Source organism: Treponema pectinovorum (assembly GCF_900497595.1).
GTDB lineage: Bacteria > Spirochaetota > Spirochaetia > Treponematales > Treponemataceae > Treponema_D > Treponema_D pectinovorum.
This window is the reverse complement of the sequence record NZ_UFQO01000002.1, coordinates 36564-54269: the sequence shown is the minus strand read 5'-3', so window position 1 is coordinate 54269 and position 17706 is coordinate 36564. Positions and strand designations below refer to the sequence as shown.

15 protein-coding genes are annotated in these 17706 nt (G+C 37.8%); 10 read left to right on the top strand and 5 right to left on the bottom strand.

All coding sequences use genetic code 11. The features are described from left to right. Nucleotides 1-239: 239 nt before the first annotated feature. Nucleotides 240-3428, top strand: a complete 3189-nt coding sequence (locus tag FXX65_RS02640; protein ID WP_246104334.1) for a DNA translocase FtsK — start codon at nt 240-242, stop codon at nt 3426-3428. Between the two features lie 139 nt (nt 3429-3567). Further along, the gene (locus FXX65_RS02635; RefSeq protein ID WP_147613310.1) at nt 3568-3936 is read left to right on the top strand and encodes a hypothetical protein; all 369 of its coding nucleotides are present in this window, start codon (nt 3568-3570) and stop codon (nt 3934-3936) included. 2 nt (nt 3937-3938) lie between these two features. Here the strand turns inward: FXX65_RS02635 and FXX65_RS02630 are convergent, their stop codons facing one another. After that, nucleotides 3939-4331 (bottom strand): isoamylase early set domain-containing protein, encoded by a 393-nt coding sequence (locus FXX65_RS02630; RefSeq protein ID WP_147614970.1) that lies wholly within the window; start codon nt 4329-4331, stop codon nt 3939-3941. 206 nt (nt 4332-4537) lie between these two features. Between FXX65_RS02630 and metK the strand changes: the two genes are divergently transcribed. The 5 genes from metK to FXX65_RS02605 all read left to right on the top strand — a co-directional run bounded on the left by metK (nt 4538) and on the right by FXX65_RS02605 (nt 10404). After that, the gene (gene metK / locus FXX65_RS02625; protein ID WP_147614969.1) at nt 4538-5746 is read left to right on the top strand and encodes a methionine adenosyltransferase; all 1209 of its coding nucleotides are present in this window, start codon (nt 4538-4540) and stop codon (nt 5744-5746) included. A 40-nt stretch (nt 5747-5786) separates the two neighbouring features. Next, complete coding sequence (nth, locus tag FXX65_RS02620) at nt 5787-6425, top strand: endonuclease III (protein ID WP_147613307.1); 639 nt, start codon at nt 5787-5789, stop codon at nt 6423-6425. Nucleotides 6426-6495: 70 nt separating this feature from the next. Continuing rightward, complete coding sequence (locus FXX65_RS02615; RefSeq protein ID WP_147614968.1) at nt 6496-7377, top strand: mechanosensitive ion channel family protein; 882 nt, start codon at nt 6496-6498, stop codon at nt 7375-7377. 120 nt (nt 7378-7497) lie between these two features. Further along, complete coding sequence (locus FXX65_RS02610; RefSeq protein ID WP_147614967.1) at nt 7498-8847, top strand: MATE family efflux transporter; 1350 nt, start codon at nt 7498-7500, stop codon at nt 8845-8847. 51 nt (nt 8848-8898) lie between these two features. Beyond that, the gene (locus FXX65_RS02605; RefSeq protein WP_147614966.1) at nt 8899-10404 is read left to right on the top strand and encodes an NAD(P)H-hydrate dehydratase; all 1506 of its coding nucleotides are present in this window, start codon (nt 8899-8901) and stop codon (nt 10402-10404) included. A gap of 45 nt (nt 10405-10449) precedes the next feature. On the opposite strand, the gene FXX65_RS02600 is transcribed toward FXX65_RS02605, so the two are convergent. The 4 genes from FXX65_RS02600 to FXX65_RS02585 are packed head-to-tail and all read right to left on the bottom strand — an operon-like array spanning nt 10450 to nt 13485. Beyond that, the gene (locus FXX65_RS02600; protein WP_147614965.1) at nt 10450-11382 is read right to left on the bottom strand and encodes an RluA family pseudouridine synthase; all 933 of its coding nucleotides are present in this window, start codon (nt 11380-11382) and stop codon (nt 10450-10452) included. 25 nt (nt 11383-11407) lie between these two features. Further along, nucleotides 11408-11614 carry a SlyX family protein gene (locus FXX65_RS02595; RefSeq protein WP_246104333.1) on the bottom strand — a complete coding sequence of 69 codons (207 nt, stop codon included), beginning with the start codon at nt 11612-11614 and terminating at the stop codon, nt 11408-11410. Nucleotides 11615-11641: 27 nt separating this feature from the next. Then, nucleotides 11642-12325, bottom strand: a complete 684-nt coding sequence (locus FXX65_RS02590) for a hypothetical protein (protein WP_147614964.1) — start codon at nt 12323-12325, stop codon at nt 11642-11644. 5 nt (nt 12326-12330) lie between these two features. Continuing rightward, nucleotides 12331-13485, bottom strand: coding sequence for a C40 family peptidase (locus FXX65_RS02585; protein WP_147614963.1), 1155 nt, complete (start codon nt 13483-13485; stop codon nt 12331-12333). A gap of 258 nt (nt 13486-13743) precedes the next feature. Between FXX65_RS02585 and pyrF the strand changes: the two genes are divergently transcribed. The 3 genes from pyrF to FXX65_RS02570 are packed head-to-tail and all read left to right on the top strand — an operon-like array spanning nt 13744 to nt 17607. Further along, the gene (pyrF, locus tag FXX65_RS02580; protein WP_147614962.1) at nt 13744-14709 is read left to right on the top strand and encodes an orotidine-5'-phosphate decarboxylase; all 966 of its coding nucleotides are present in this window, start codon (nt 13744-13746) and stop codon (nt 14707-14709) included. A 27-nt stretch (nt 14710-14736) separates the two neighbouring features. Continuing rightward, nucleotides 14737-16539, top strand: coding sequence for a dihydroorotate dehydrogenase (locus tag FXX65_RS02575; RefSeq protein ID WP_147614961.1), 1803 nt, complete (start codon nt 14737-14739; stop codon nt 16537-16539). Nucleotides 16540-16548: 9 nt separating this feature from the next. After that, nucleotides 16549-17607, top strand: coding sequence for an NYN domain-containing protein (locus FXX65_RS02570; RefSeq protein ID WP_147614960.1), 1059 nt, complete (start codon nt 16549-16551; stop codon nt 17605-17607). Nucleotides 17608-17706 lie beyond the last annotated feature (99 nt).

Genomic DNA, 17706 nt, shown 5'->3' with positions numbered 1-17706 from the left:
TTCTATTATACTTTTTTGTATTCAGGCGGGACAAGTAACTTTTTATTTGACCACAAAACTTACCCCGTGCGGTAGGGGCGCAAGTCCGCTGAGGAGTTTACGACGAAGCGGATGAGCGTTAGCGAACCCCGAACGGACGGTTGCGGTAAAAAGGTGTGGTAAATCATTCTAAATAAAAGTTTTTTTTTACCGATAATTGTGGAGTAGATTTGATTGAAATTTCTCTCTGGAGCTTTTTGATGAATAAAAATATAAAAATAACAACTGTTGCAGGAATTTTACTTTATTCTCTGGCAGCTTTTTTTTCTGTTGCTCTTTTGTGCGTGCTTTTTGACGCTGTCGGGATTTTTGCAGGAAACGGCTTTTTTTTGTTCAAGTTTGGCAAACTTTTTACAGGAGTTTACGGACTTTGCTCGATTTTTATCCCTGTTTTTTTGTTGATTTGCGCCTTTGAATGTTTTGCGACAAGATGGAGGGTACGAAATGGAGTTTTGCTTTTAGGTTCAATCGTTCCGTTTTTTACTTTGGACGCTTTGGAACACCTTTGCAGGATTTTTATTGCAAACGATAGTGGCGATATTCTGGCTATGAAGCTTGCTGCGTCTTTGTTTACTGGCGGAATTATTGTTGCAGTTGAATATTTGATTTTTTCGATAATCGGCGAAGCGGTTGAATCTTCAATTTTGCAGAAAAAAAATGGCGGATTAACCGAGAAAAATTTGCGTGATGAAAATGCAAACGATAAAAGTGCAAATGACGGAAACGCCGATTTTGGTGATGAAAATGCAAATGCGAATGTTGGTGATGGAACTGCGGATTCTGGCGTTGCTGGCGAAGAAATATCTGGTGGGAAAAAGGCGAATGATAATTTATTAAACGAATCGATTGTTGAAGGCGAAAAAGATATTGCTGGCGAAGAGCAAATTTTGCCTAAAAAAAATTCTATTGGCAGTGGCGAAAATAATATAGAAAAAAATCCGTTTGAAAATATTTTTGATGAGCAGGATAAAGAAGAAAAATTTAGCGAGCTTTTGATAGGCGAAACGAGCGAAACTTTTGTTCCTAAAAACGCAGATGATGAAAATAGTGGCGAAAACGATGATGCAGTCGAAGATACAAAATCGGGCGGAACTGCGGAAAATACAGAATCAAGTTCGGGTGAAAATGCGGAAGAAAATCCGGGCGAAAATACAGAAAATTTTTTGTTTGAAGATTTTTCTTATAAAGCAGAGCCTAATGGTGATGAATTTTTAAAATCTCAAAGTTCTTGTTTGAACGGCGACTCTGATTTTACCGAAGAAAATATCGTAAGCGATGAGCAGGTAAAAAGCGACGGAGTTTTTTTAGAAGACGAAACTGAAGAAAAAAGCGATGTAGAAGATGGGGAAAATGCAAATATAAGTGATAAAAGCGATGAAGTTTGCGATGAAAATATAAACAATACGAATGATGAAATTGATGCCGAAAACGACTATGAAAAAGGAGTTTCAGAAAATACTGAGACTTTGGACGATTTTAGCGATTTGGATTTTTACAATGATGAAGTTGCAAAAGGCGAAGACGGTTTTGGAGATGATGTAGAAATTGAAAATTCCGATGGGAATGATGACCTTTTGAATTTTGTTGAAAAACGAAACAGCAGTTTTGAATCCATATTTGAGCAGATGAGAAGCGATGCAGAAAAAAATCCTGTTTTGAGCAAAACCGCTGGTCAGTCAAACAGTTTTGGCGACGGAAATGGGGGTAAAAACACCGGCATTTCTGATAGAGAAACGCTTGCAGAAAGTTCTACTTCAAAAAATAAAAATTCAGCACTCGAAAATCTTGAATTTGACCCGACTGCTGCTCCAGTTGTCGATTGCAATGGACTTCCGTACGGAACTGCGGTTCCTCTTGATATAAAAGATAATTCTTTTGAAGAAATTGCGATGGCAAAAAAAGATTCAACTCCACTTTCGTTTGCACAAAAAGCGGTTGCTGTAGAAAAAAAATCTCTTCCTAAAAAAAATCTTATCAACTACAAAATTCCAATTGAGGGGATTCTTCAAACTTATGATAACGGAGAATATTGGATTATAGACGAGGCAACTAGAAAAAAGGCGTTAGATTTAAAACAGACTTTGGCAGAATTTAACATAGAAGTCGAAGTTACAGGAATTAGAAAAGGACCTGTTGTAACAATGTTCGAAGTTTTGCCTGCTCCTGGTGTGAACGTCAATAAAATTCGCTCGCTGCAAGATAACATTGCGCTCAGGCTTGCTGCAATTTCTGTGCGTATAGTTTCGCCAATTCCCGGAAAAAGTGCAGTTGGCATTGAAATTCCTAATAAAACTCGTGCAATCGTAAGTTTTAGAGAAATCCTCGAAAATAAAAATACGCTTTTTGATAAGATGGCAATTCCCGTGATTTTAGGAAAAGATATTTCTGGCGAACCTCAAGTTATAGATTTGGCAAAAACGCCACATCTTTTGATTGCAGGTTCAACTGGTTCTGGAAAATCCGTTTGCGTAAACAGCCTTATTCTTTCTATTTTATATAAGAGAAATCCTGCTCAAGTTAAATTGATTTTAATCGATCCAAAGGTTGTTGAATTAAAACTTTACAACGACATTCCTCATCTTTTAACTCCGGTAATCACAGAACCAAAAAAAGCATTGCAAGCGTTGCAATATTGCATTTGCGAAATGGAAAGACGCTATGCACTTTTGGATAATATGGGAGTACGCGATATTACAAGTTATAACAGGAGAATAAGCGAAAGAAAATTGATGCAGGAAAAACTGCCTTACATCGTCATAATAATTGATGAATTTGCGGATTTGATGGCTACCACTGGGAAAGAACTTGAATCAAATGTTGCTCGTTTGGCTGCTATGAGCCGTGCTGTAGGAATTCATCTTGTTTTGGCTACTCAAAGACCTTCTGTAAATGTTATTACTGGCCTTATAAAAGCAAATATCCCGAGCAGAATCGCATTTATGGTTGCAAGTCGCACGGATTCCAACATAATAATAGACCAAATTGGTGCAGAAAAACTTTTAGGCAAAGGCGATATGCTTTATGCAAGTGCGACAGATCCGTTCCCAGTTCGTATTCAAGGAACTTTGGTAAGCGATGATGAAGTTGAAAAAGTTGTTGAATGTGTAAAACAGTATGGCGAGCCAGATTACATTGATGATGAAATTTTTGTTGAAGATGAAGATGATAGCGACCAAAATTTAGCACTTTTTAGCGATGGCGAAGATTCGCTTTATGACCAGGCGCTGGAAATTGTAATGCAGTCTGGAAAAGCGAGCGCTTCGTATCTGCAAAGGAGATTGAAAATAGGATACAACCGCGCTGCAAGACTCGTAGAAGAAATGGAAGACAGGGGAATTGTAGGACCACAAAACGGCTCAAAACCGCGAGAAGTAATCTACGTTCCATAAGGAAAGATAGATATTGCGAAAGAAAACTGGAGCTGGTTAATGACACTCAGATTTTTTTATACAATCTTTTAACATATTTTACCGCCCGATGACACAAAGTCGTATATTTTTTATACTTTTGTTCAGGTGTGGAGGCGATATGACTGGATATGAAAAAATTGCGATTTTGCTTGGCGAATTGGGGAATGGTGCAAGCGAGGCAGTTTTGGATAGATTAAAACTTTCGTCCGAGCAGATGAATAAAATAAAAAAAGCGATGAAATCTGTTCGAGGTTATGGCGATAAAGTTTACGACCCAAATGATAGCACTCAGGTTAATCGAGAGCTTGCCGTTTTAGAAGAATTTAAAAGATATGGTGAATTGCGGGGAATATATAGAGAAGTTCCTCATACTGGACTTTTAAAGACCAGCGAGGGAACCGCTCAAAACGTGAGAAATATTGCCTCTACCGATCCTGAAGCGATGGCCAAAGTTCTTGCCTTATGGCTTGGTAGCGACAAAAAATAATTTTATTTTTTTACAGGTTTCTTTGTTGTAACTTTTTTAGATGCAGCTCTTGGTTTTTCAGTCTTTTTCAAATCTTTATCTGAAGGAATACAAACTACTACTGAATTTTCTGTGTTAGAAAAAGGAGCTGGAATATACTTGTCTGCATCCCAGTCATTTTCCCAACGGCTGCCATCTAAAAGATATCGATATTGATATTCCTTTCCTGCTTCAAGTTCTAATGTAACCGAAAATGAACCATTTTTTTCCTTTTTGAGAGGAGTTTCTGTACTGCTCCAAGAGTTAAAGTCGCCTGCAATTGTAACACCCTGTGCGCCTTGCAATGATTCTTTTTTTACGATGAACGTAACTTTGCAAGTTTTGGCGTCTGGTGAATAATCCTTTTTTACTGCCATAAAAAATCTCCTTTTTTTATAATTTTTTCAGAAATAAATAATTTTATGTTCTGAACTTTCCCAATTATACGCTGTTATTGTGAGATTTGCCAATAAATTATAGAATTATTAATAAACAAGTCTAATTTCCGCCGATTTATCCAAAATTGCAGAGCGGAGACCTGTTCTTGAGAGCAGGCAAATCTTGCTAAAAAGGAGGCTCGAATATGAGTACTAGTCTTAAAAATAATCACTATCTTTTTACATCAGAATCTGTGGGCGAAGGTCATCCTGATAAACTTTGCGATCAAATATCGGATGCGATTCTCGACTATTGTATTTCGCTTGATCCAGATGTTCATGTTGCATGCGAAACTTTTTCTACAACTGATTTTATATTAGTTGGTGGCGAAATCGGTTTTCAAAAGCAGAATATCGATTTTGCGGAATTAAATGCGAATATCGAAAAAATTGCTCGTAAAGTTGCAGTTGATATCGGCTATACTTCGCAAGAAGTTGGTTTGGACGGAAATAATTGCATATTTATGAATCGAATGCACGCTCAGTCTGCCGATATAAATCAAGGTGTTGTCGGCAAAGGTCTTGATGAATACGAAGGTCAGCAGGGGGCAGGAGATCAAGGAATGATGTTTGGTTTTGCTTGCAATGATACAAATGCTTTAATGCCAGCTCCTGTTTATTATTCTCATCAGGTTCTTTTAAAAGCAAATGAACTTCGCCACAACGGAACTATAAAATGGCTTCGTCCAGATGCAAAATCGCAGATTACTGTAGAATATGATGAAACACACAGACCTGTTAGAATAGACACAGTGGTTGTTTCTCATCAGCATAATCCAGATGTTGATTACAAAACTATAAAAGAAACAATAATTGAACAAATAATAAAGCCAGTTCTTGAGCCTACAGGGTTGCTCGACTCCAATACGAAATTTTTTATAAATCCAACTGGAAAATTCGTTACTGGCGGTCCTGACGGAGATGCAGGCCTTACAGGAAGAAAAATAATCGTAGACACTTATGGCGGGATGGGTCGTCATGGTGGTGGCGCTTTTTCTGGTAAAGACCCTTCAAAAGTAGACCGCTCGGCTGCGTATATGGCGCGCTACATTGCAAAAAATATTGTTGCAGCAAAACTTGCTGACCGTGCAGAAGTTGAACTTGCCTATGCGATTGGCGTTCCGTTCCCTGTTTCTATAATGATAGAAACTTTTGGCACAGAAAAAGTTGAACATTCAAAAATTGAAAGCGCTGTAAAAAAGGTTTTTGATTGCACTCCAGCAGGCATAGTTAAGACTTTGGATTTAAAGAAACCAATCTATCAAAAAACTTCAAATTACGGTCATTTTGGTCGAGAAGGATTTTCTTGGGAACAAACTGATAAGATTGATTTGCTAAAAGCAGAATTAAAATAATTTTTTCGAAGATGCTTTCCTAATCCAAAAAAAATTGAAAATGAAACTTTTGACTAAAGAGCAAATTGTTGAAGTTTTAGAGCGTTTTAAAAAGGCAAATCCAAATCCGCGGGCAGAACTTGAATATGTAAATCCGTTTACGCTTTTGGTTTCCGTCGTTTTGAGCGCTCAAGCAACCGATAAATCTGTAAACATTGCGACGGCTCCTCTATATAAGATTGCCGATAATCCTCAAGCGATTCTTGACTTGGGCGAAGAAAAATTGGTTGGCTACATAAAATCGATTGGACTTTGGAAAAATAAATCGAAGAATATCATCGCTCTCTGTAAAAAATTGATAAGCGATTTTGGTGGCGAAGTTCCGCACGACAGAGAAAAATTGATGAGCTTGCCAGGCGTTGGAAGAAAAACTGCCAATGTTGTTTTAAATGTAATTTGGGGTGAACACACAATGCCTGTCGATACTCACCTTTTGCGATTTTGTCCAAAGGTTGGTCTTGCACAAGGTAAAAATCCTCAAGAGGTGGAAATGAGCCTTTTGGAGCGAATCCCCGATGAATATATGGTGCAGGCGCATCACTGGTTTTTATTGCACGGACGGTATGTCTGTACCGCAAGAAACCCAAAATGCAGTGAATGTATTTTAAATGACCTCTGCTGTCATAATGAGATACAATAACGAAAATGAAAATCGCTTAAAATGTATCAATGGAATATAACTTTATAAAAAAATCTTGTTGGAGAAAATTATGGAAGAAAATTTGACGGATTCTTCAAATCTTGCTTTTGATACAGCAAGCCATTTAAAATCTATCTTTTACATAGATGAATTAAAAAATTATTTTACAGCAGAAAATCTTACAAGAATTATAACAAGCCTTATTTCAATCCTGTTTTTTTGGTTGATTTATCGGGCGATAAGGCATTTTGTAACAAGTTCGCTAAAAAAATCGTTACAAAAGAAAACCGTTTTGCTGATTGAGCGCGGCATAAGCTATTGTTTTTATGCGATAATCAGCATGTTCATTTTGGGTCTGTTTGGAATAAAATTGAACACAATTTGGGGTGCTGCTGGAATTGCCGGAATTGCAATCGGTTTTGCGGCTCAAACTTCCATAAGCAATCTTATAAGCGGAATTTTTGTCGTTACAGACAGGGCGATGAAAATCGGTGATTTTATTGAAGTAGAAGATGTTTCTGGCACTGTCGATAGAATCGGCATAATTTCTATAAAAATTCGCACTATGGATAATCAAGAAGTTAGAATCCCAAATTCTACTATAATAAATTCAAAACTCATAAACTATTCTGGACACAAACACAGACGCTATGTTTTCAGTTTTAATGTGGATTATTTTGCAGATTTGGATAAAGTTATAGAGATTTTGCTGGAAGTTCCAAAACTTTGCCCAAGTGTAATACTCGATGAAGAAGATTATGCGCCAAAGGCTTTTTGCGCAATGCTTAGCGAAACTGGCGTTACTATGAACCTTATAGTTTGGGGCGAAAGAGTTAATTTTTTAAAACTAAAAGGTGAAGTGTGTTTAAATACAATCAATTCTTTAAAGGCCGCTGGAATTTCAATCGCATTTAATAGAACAAATGTAAATATAATTCCTCAAGAAGAATAAGACAGGCTATCAGTATTTTAGAGTTTTTAATCGGCTCTAAATAATAATATGTTGGCTGTCTTTTATTTAAAGAAATAAAACTTTAATATCTTTGCTGTAATGAGAAAATATCCTTCCCAAATGTTTAATTCAAGTTTCCTAAACAAGCTTATTTGGCCTTTGGTTGTAGAGCAATTTTTGGCTATGACGATTGGCGCTTGCGACACGATAATGGTTTCTTCTGTGGGAGAAGCTGGCGTAAGTGGTGTTAGCCTTATAGATCAGTTAGGGCAACTTGTTATCCAGCTTTTTGCTGCTTTTGCAACTGGAGGTGCGGTTGTTGCAAGTCAATATCTGGGGCATAAAGAGGACGATGAAGCACGCCGTTCTGCAAAGCAACTTTTAAACCTTTCCGTTGTTGCAGGGCTTTTTATCATTGCAGTGTGCCTCCCGTTTAGGCAGCATATTCTTTCTGCGATTTTTGGTTCTATCGAAAAACCCATAATGGAAAATGCGCTTACGTATTTTACATGGATTTTATTGACCATGCCAGTTTTGGGAATATACAACAGTTGTGCGGCGCTTTGTCGTGCAATGGGTAACAGCAACATAAGTTTAAAAGTCAGTTTTATAATGAACCTTGCAAATGTGACTGGAAATGCGATTTTAATTTATGGTTTTAATATGGGCGTTGCAGGGGCTGGAATTTCTACGCTTGTAAGCAGAATTATTGCAGCAATAATGATGCTGTTCATCCTTCATCAAAAAAAATGGCCGCTGTATTTAGAAAAAATATTTAAACCAGAACTCAACTTTAAACTTTTGGGGAAAATTCTAAAGGTTGCGCTTCCAAGTGGAATTGAAAATTCCGTGTTTCACATCGGAAAAACCCTCGTATATTCTTTTATGTCTGGTTTTGGAACTGTAGCGATTGCGGCAAATGCAATCACAAATACGATTGCAAGTTTTTCCAATATTCCAGGAAACGCGATTGGTTTAGCGAGCGTAACGATAGTTGGGCATTGCATTGGAGCAGACGAAAAAGAACAGGCAAAAATCTACGGAAGAAAGATGATGTTCATCGCCTACGCTGGTATGTTTTTTACAGCAGGACTGATGTTCATTCTATCGCCACTTTTGGTAAGTGCCTTTAATTTGACACAAGCGTCTCGTGACCTTGCAGTTATTGTTATAAGAAGTTGCATGATTGCAAATATAATTTTATGGCCAATGAGTTTTACCCTCCCAAATATATTGCGGGGCGCAGGCGACGTAAAATACACGATGATAGTTTCCAACATAAGCATGTGGCTTTTTAGAGTTTTAGGAAGTTATTTAATTTCAAATTGGCTTTTGCATAAATTTCCAGAAAACACCCATTTCGCTCTATACGGAGTTTGGGCTGGAATGTACATCGACTGGCTTTGTCGAGGCGTGTTTTTTTATGTAAGGTTTCTGGGCAATAAATGGTTAGACAAAAAAGTCATTTAAAATATTTTCAATTTGATTTTTTTATATCGCAAAATGATATAATTTTTTTGTATGCAAAGAGTTTTTAAAGATACAAGAATTTTGGACGCTGCTTGTCAGAAGAATTTTCTGCTTTCCGAAGATGTCATGATGGAAAATGCTGCTTCTGCTTTGGAAAGTGAAATAAGGCTCAATTCAAAAAATGACGAAAAAATATTTGTTTTTTGTGGCGGTGGAAACAACGGCGCAGACGGATATGCGCTTGCAAGAAGAATTTCTGGGGACTATGCAATAAAAATTGTTCAATGTGCAAAACCAAAATCAAATATGTGCATACTTCAATTTGAGCGTGCAAAAAATTGTGGGATTGAATTTATTGAATTAGAGAATTTTTTTAATCAAAGGATAGATGATTTTGATGTGGCTGTAGATTGTATCTTTGGAAGCGGCTTTTATGGAGACTTTTTAGACGAAACAGGTAAACTCATCGCAAAAGCTCTTGATTTTATTAACGATTCAAACTGTTTAAAAATTGCCTGCGATGTTCCAACTGGAATTCGAGCGGACGGAAGCCTCGCTTTGTCGGTTTTTCGTGCAGATTCAACCGTTACAATGGGTGCTCAAAAACTCTGCCTCCATAGCGATTTTGCAAAGGATTATGTTGGGAAGATTAAACTTTGCAATCTTGGAATAAGCAGAGAGCTTTTTGAAACTTGTACTGAAAATTCAAACGACAAAATAAAAGGAAATCCTTCAAAAACATATCTTTTAGAAGAAGGCGATTTAATTTTTCCGCATAGAAATAAAACTTTTGTGAACAAAGGTAGTTTTGGTTGTGCTTGCATTGCCTGTGGAAAGATGAAAGGCGCTGCAATTATCGCCGCAAAGGCTTGTTTTTCTTTTGGAGCAGGACTCGTAACTATTGTAAATCGGAACGAAAATTTTGTAGATGAAAATGATTTTTCTTTTCCACCAGAATTATTGATTTCTAAAGAAATTCCTTCAAAAATTACTTCTCTTGCTTTAGGAATGGGACTTGGTTTTGACGAAGATACGATAAAATTTTATGTAGATTTTATTATCAATAATCCAAAAATTCCTGTTGTGTTGGATGCCGATATACTTTATTCCCCTTATATAACGCAGATTTTAGAACAAAGGCCAGAAGGTTGTGTTTTAACTCCGCATCCAAAGGAATTTTCTTCTCTTTTGGAAATTTGTTCTTTAGGAAAGTACAGCATAGAAGAGTGCATCCTAAATCGTGTTGAACTTGCACAAAAATTTTGCGAAAAATACGAAGGTGCAGTTCTCTTAGCAAAAGGCTCAAATCCTGTTATATGCAGATATTCTAAAAACGAAGCTTTGCTTTTTGTAAACACGCTCGGTTCAAACTCATTGGCAAAAGGTGGAAGTGGTGATGTGCTTTCTGGGCTTATCTGTTCGCTTTTGGCTCAAGGCTGGGACAGTTTAGACGCTGCAAAAAATGCAAGCCTTGCACATTCGCTTGCAAGCACTCGCATAAAAAACGATTTTGCCTTAACACCACAAAAACTTATCGAGAAAATCTGTGAACTTTAATATTTGTGTTTTGTAGAAATATCGCTTTTATTTGGCAGAACTGAATTATCGCTTTTGTCTTTTTCCTGCTTCTATAAAATCCATGTGGGCTCTGTCTTTTTTGCTCAATCTTTTAGTGCCTAAATCTATGGAATCAGATTTTTCGTTTGATTTTTTGTGGAAATGTTCGCCTTTTGAATTTTCAAAAATATCGTTTAGTTTTTGAATCCACACTGGAACTTTTGGATTTTTATCTCCTCGTTTAACATATTCAAGCCAATCGCTGCTTTCTGGAACTTCAAATTTTAGAATTTCATCATTAAAGGGATGAATAAATTCCAAAGTTCTTGCGTGTAGACAAAGCCTTCCAAAATTATCAGTTTTTGCTCTGTAATTTTCATCGCCTGCAAGCGGATATCCTTTGCTCGCTAAATGTGCCCTTATCTGATTTTTTTTGCCTGTGTCCAGAGAAAGTTCAAAAAGCGTATGCGTTTCGCCTGCTTCTATTATCTTATAATGAGTTCTTGCTGGCACAGTTTTGTTTGCCGAGTCGTTTTCTTTGGGAACAAAACCGACATTGTTCGCATTAAAAGCCAGATTGTCGTCAATCAATCCTTCGTTTTGCAAAAGCAGCGCTTTATTTTTTGGATTTTCGGCAACCGCCCTGTAGATGCGCGATTTTATCACAGAATGCCAGTTGTCCATTATTTTCTTTTGAGCAAGTTCTGTGAGGGCAAACATCATAACGCCAGAAGTATCTCTGTCTAATCTATGAACAGCAAAAGGTCTGTGTTTTGAATTAAAAGTTCCATTTTTCCGCATTAAATTTTCGAGGATGCTCTGTGCAGTTTTTGCCCGGCTTCCAGGATATGGAACGCTTAAAAGTCCGCTCGGTTTATTTACAACGCAGATATATTCATCTCCGTAAAGGATTTCCAGAAAATCGTGTCCTGAATTTTGCTTTTGTTTTTCGTCTTTTTTTGTCTTGCCTTCTGACATAGTTCCTCCGTTAACTTTATTAAAATTAGTAATGCGGTGGTTTTCGGCTTGGAATTTCCATATTTTCTGACAAATCAGAAATTCTCCCCGAAAGAATTTTGTTTTCCTGACGCAAAAGGTCGATTTCTTTTTGTTGCTTTACGACTTCGCTCTGAAGTTCATCCACAAATTTATTCAAATATGCAAGTTTTATTTCAAGGTTCATAAATCTGTCTTCAATTTCTGTCTGCACAAAACAACCTCTTTTTTATTTTAGTTTTTACCAGAGAACAGACCAAGACTTTGAATGCTCAAGCGTTAAAAGTTCTCCAATTTTTAATTGAATTTTTGTGTTCTTCTTTAAATCTGGGCTTTTTAGTTCAATTTTTAATATTCCGTTTGTAAAATCATTTGCAATTTCTTCGCCATAAACCGATGCGAGCAAAGCTTTGTATTCTGTAAAACTCATTTTTTCATCATTCAAGCAAGGAATCATAAGCAAATCTAAATATCCACGGCTTTCTTCGTCCAAAATTTGATAGAGCAAATTAAATTCTTTAGGTCCAAAAGTGAGCGTTAGCGAATTTGCAGTTTTCGTTAGAATTTTGCTTTTAGAAAGAGTTGTCTTTGAAATCGAATAAATCGACGCCGAAGATCCTATTGAATTGCTGTTTCCAACCTTTGCAGAAACATCTTTTGCACCCATCGCAGTTAAGATTTTTTTTATCTCCTCTTCAGAAAAAAATTGATTTTCGTTCAAATCGTTTGCGTTTTTTTCTGTCGAAGTTGTGAGTGTTTGCGAGAGATCTTTTAACAGTTCAATTTCTTTTTGCGAAAATGCAAGAGAAAAATCCAATTTTACATCATCATTTTGTAGAGCGGTTATGCTTATGCCAGACGAGCACGAACAAAGCAAAAGTAAGGCAAGGTTTATTGCTGCTGCAAAAAAATAAAATCTTTTCATATAAATTATAAGAGCGAACTAAAAGGCAAGGTTACGCGAATTCCAGAAGAAAAAACCAACCCAGTTGCAAGACTTTTTATTGGACTTAACGCTGCGCCATTTGTTTCGTTAAAAACAGTATAATGAATATCCTGCGTAAAACAAAGGTCAAATTTTCCTGTTTTTATTGGAGGTGTGTTAAAACAAACTCCAAGTATTCCAGGGAAAACAGACGCTTTTATATCTTCTCCGTCGCTGCCCTGCAATTTTGGATTTCCAATCGTAAAAACTGGACCTGCAAAAATTCTAACATAGTCTTTTACGGTAAGGCTAAAGATAATCGGCAGTTGCAAAATTCCAGTTCCGCCGTCCCAGCGTACAATAGTGCCAATTCCTGGTTTTAACTCGTGTGAATCGTACAAAGCATTTACACCGAGGTTTATACCTCTAAGATTTAATCTAAAATATTCTGGCGTAAAGAAATTCCAATCCATCGATAAATTCGCATCCAAACTAACTTTTTGCAAGAAATCTGCACCCTTTATTGAATTTTTCTTTCCAGAAGAATTTTGCCTTGATTTATTGGAAGCAATTCCGATTTCCCCATTTTTTTCAGAGGATTTTACGGATGAACTTTCGTCGTCTTCGGCGTTTTTTAACTCTTCATTTTCTAAAACTTTTGAAGGCGGCAAAAATCTTCCTGTTTTAAAATATTTGCCTCTCCAGTAACCTTCGTTCAATGAACTCAAAATTACTCCAGTGTTAGGACCGTCGGAAGCAGCATTTAAAAATTGATTGTTACCGATGTAAATGCCAACGTGGCTTGGCTCGGCGGATGCGGTTGTCTTAAAAAATACCAAGTCTCCAATTTCCCGCTGGCTGTCGTCGATTATTTTGCAATATCTGTAGATGTTGGTTACGGTTCTTGGAAGTTGCCAGCCAATAGATTCGCGTGCAACAGCGTAAACATAGCCAGAACAGTCAAAAGAAGCAGGCCCTGTCGCTCCACTTACATAAGGGCTTCCAACATATTTTTTGCCATATTCGGCAAAGGTCTGTCTCGTTTTTAGCGCTTCGGCAGATTTTTCCAAAGCATTTTGAGCGCACAGACGCGGCGTAAACAAAATTAAAAACACAAAGCAGAGCCATACAAAAAGGTGATTTCGTTCAATTCTAGTCATATAAAGATTATCGGAAAATTTTAAATCCAATACAAGAAAAAAATACGGGCGCCACCTTTCGCTTTGCTCAAGGTCTGGTGTTACGCAATTCGCTAACGCTCATCCTCCTCGTCAGCACTCAAGCGTGCTGCCTGCGGTGGACGCGTAAACGCGTTGCTCCATACCCTGGCGCAAAATAAATCGTATTTAAATCATCAAAAAAATCTGTTAAAGTGTTTTTCAATAAAAAGGCAATTTGTTTTTGTTAAGAGGTATTTTATGAATCACAATATGCAGATTTTGCAGGAGATGGCAGCAAAAAATGGTCCACTTTGCGTAGGTTTGGACACAGATCCTTCATATCTTCCAGAACCGCTTTTAAAAGTTTTTTCTTCGCCAGCAGAAGCAATTCTTGCATATAACAAAGAGATAATAAAACGAGTTGCTTCGGAAAAATCCGCTTGTTGTTTTAAAATCCAAATTGCATATTACGAAGCGATGGGCTTGGAAGGTTTAAAAGCCTACATACAGACAATTAAAGCCGTTCACGAAGCTGGCTTTTTAGCGATTAGCGACATAAAAAGAGGCGATATTGCAGATACGGCAAAGGCTTATGCAAGGGCTCATTTGTCTGGCGAGTTCGAAAGCGACATTATCACGATAAATCCGTACATGGGTTTTGACACGCTCAAACCTTTTACAGAATATTGCAAACCTGTTGAATCGAGAGGCACATCGCAAATTGCTCCGCAAAAGGTTGGAGGTAAAGGAATTTTTGTTTTATTGAGGACTTCAAATCCTGGTATGGTGGACATAGAACAGCAGGAATTAAAATCTGGTGGACGGGTTTTAGATTGCACAGGTAAAGAATTGCAAAGGATTGCCAGAGAGTTTGACCTTTTGTACCAAAACCAAACTTGCTCTCCAGTGGGGGCGGTGGTCGGTTGTACACAAGAAAGCGATGCAAGGCTTTTACGAGATGCGTATCCAAACATCTTCTTTTTAATTCCAGGTTATGGTGCTCAAGGTGGAGAAGCAAAGATTGCGGCAACTCTCTTAGACAAAGCAGGCGGTACTGTAAACTCAAGCCGAGGAATACTTTGTGCATGGAAAAAAGCTCCAGAACTTGCAAATAAAGTTGAAACTGGAAACCTTTGTTTAAAAGAGATTGCAGATGCAGCAGGTGCTGCCTGTGTAAATGCAAAAAAAGATTTGCTCGCTGCAAAAAAATCTCTTGGTCTTTAATTTAAAGATTTTTATAGAGGAAGTCAGATGAAAAATGTAAAAGATTGTTCTGGTAACGATTTGCCGTTTTTTGCACTTGCAAGCGTTTTAGACAGTTACGCCGTTCAAACTGCTTTTCCCAAAGGAAGCATTTGGTGTTTAAAACTTGTAGTAAAAAATGAAGAAAAACAAAATTTTGGCTGTCGTCCCGGTCAATTTTACATGCTTCGCTGTCGTAATTCAGCCTTATTGCTTGCACGCCCTATTAGCGTTTACGACTGTAAGAAAATTTCAGACAACGAAATCGCTTTAGATTTTTTGATTTTGTTAAAAGGACAGGGCACAAAAGAACTCGTATCTGTTAGAAAAGACGACAAAATAGAAGTTTTAGGGCCACTTGGAAACTACTGGCAATCTCCAGACGAAAATCAAAAAGTAGCATTGATAGGTGGCGGGGTTGGGGTTGCTCCAGTTGCGGCTTTTGCTTCTACCTTAAAAGAAAAATCCTACGATTTTTATGCGGCATTTAAAAGCGGAGCTTATGGTCTTGAAAATATAAAACCAAACAGACTCACCGTTACAACCGACGACGGTTCTGTTGGAATAAAAGGAATGATTACCGCAGCGCTCGATGTTCAAACTGTAAAAAATTATGATGTTGTCTATGCATGCGGCCCTACGCCAATGCTTGGTGCGATTCAAAAGTTGTGTAAAGAAGCAGATATAAAATTGTGGGTCAGCATGGAAAACCGTATGGCTTGCGGAGTGGGAGCTTGCCTTGGGTGTACCATATTTACAAAAGAAGGAAACAAGCGGTGTTGCAAGGACGGTCCTATTTTTGACGGTCAGATAATAGATTTTTCAAAGATTGATTCTCCTATTACATCTCCAAAAATCGAAAAAAGACTTCCATTAAAAGATGAAAGCCCGGATTTGACAGTAAACATCTGTGGAGTGGAATTTTCAAATCCTGTAATCGCTGCTAGTGGAACTTTTGGTTATGGCAGTGAATATTCGAGCGTAATCGATGTCGACGGTTTGGGCGGAATCTGCTCTAAAGGACTTACTTTTGAAGGACAGCCGGGAAATAAAGGAATCCGTCTGATAGAAACTCCGATGGGGCTTATAAACTCGATTGGTCTTGAAAATCCGGGAATAAAACATTTTATCGAAAATGAACTTCCTATAATGAAAAAATTCAAGGCAAAAACGATAGTCAATTTGAGCGGAAAATCGCTTGAAACTTATGTGGAAGGTGCAAAACTTCTTGAGCAGACAGACATTCCAATGATTGAACTTAACATAAGTTGCCCAAATGTAAAGGCTGGTGGCATGGCGTTTGGAATGGACTGCCAGGCAGCAACTACAGTTGTAAAGGCGGTTCGTAGCGCAACACAAAAACCTTTGATGGTAAAACTCAGTCCAAATGCTCCCGATTTAATCGGAATTGCAATGGCTGTAAAAGAAGCTGGAGCGGATGCGATCAGTTTGATAAATACGATTCAAGCAACTGCTATCGATATAGAAACTGGCAGACCCTATTTTGAAAATATCCGTGCGGGTTTTAGCGGACCTGCGGTTAAGCCAATCGCTTTACGCATGGTGTATGATTTGTGCCTTGCGATGAACAAGCTGAATGCAAACGAGCGAATTCCTGTTGTTGGGTTGGGCGGAATAACAACCTGGCAGGATGCAGTTGAGTTTATAATGGCAGGAGCGGCTGCTGTGGAAGTTGGAACTGCAACTTTTTCAAATCCGAAAGCGATGATAGAGATAGTCGAAGGTATAAAAAAATTTATGGAGAGAAAAGGCTATAAAACTTTGGATGATTTTCGAGGTTGTGCCTTATAAAAAATATTTATGGAAAACACAGAATTTTACACAAAGATTGCAATTTTTTTTGACGCGGAAAATTTTTCTTCAAAGTTTGTGCCAAAAACGCTGGCAGAAATAAACAGACGCGGAAACGTCGTAATTCAGCGTACCTATGCGGACTGGTCGAGCGTTAATGTAAAAAGCTGGAAAGACTGCGTAAACAAATATCCGCTAACAGCGATTCAGGTTTTTAGGGAAAGCATAAACGATAAAAACGACCAAAAAGAAGCCGTAGACAAGCAGATTATAATGGATGCAATTCAGACGGCAGTTCAAAATCCAGATATTTCTATAATTTGCATTGGAGCGTCGGACAAGGGCTATATTCCGCTTGCGCTAAAATTGCGGGAACTTGGAAAAAAAGTAATTGGCGTGGGCGAACGCGGTAAGGCTAGAGAAGGCTCAAAACTTGTAAATGCGTGCAACGAGTTTTTGTATGTGGAAGATTTGCAGGACATAGACGAAAATATTTTAATCGACGTTTCAACAGATGAAGCAAAGAATGCAGGTTCAGAAGCGGAAGCGGACGAAAATTCTGCACTGGCAAACTATTCTCTTTTAAAATTTTTGAACCAGTGTTATGAGCTTACTCCAAAGGTAAACAGTTACAGCACTGGCGACGGCAACGGCGTTGTTTTGCACAGTCAGCTTATGGAAACTATTTTGAGGCAGCAGCCGGACTTTAATGTAAAAACTTACGGTTTTAAATCTTTTAAGAATTTGCTCGCTTCTTTTAGCGATGAATACGAAGTTTTTGACGATGGAAAAAGGCCTCCAACTTATTATGCTTACCGCAAAGAAAATACTGTTAAGCAGGAAATTAGGGAAGGGCACATAAAACGAAAGAGCAATTTTTACGGTTTTATAGATTCAGAAGGAAAGGATTATTATTTTTACTTTGGCGATGTAATAAATTTGCCAGAAGATAAAAAAATTCAGGGAAAGCCAAAAGTTCGTTTTGAAGTCTTAAAAGAACCAGATCCAACGGCAGCGCTTACAAAAGACCGAAACGGAATCGCCGATAAAATAGAACTTTTACCTTAAAACGATTGTACCCCAGATGCGAAAGGCGAAGTTGCCAAAGGCAATGAGCGTTAGCGAACCTGTAGCAGCTGGTAGAGAAAATAAATTGTGGTTCTCCTA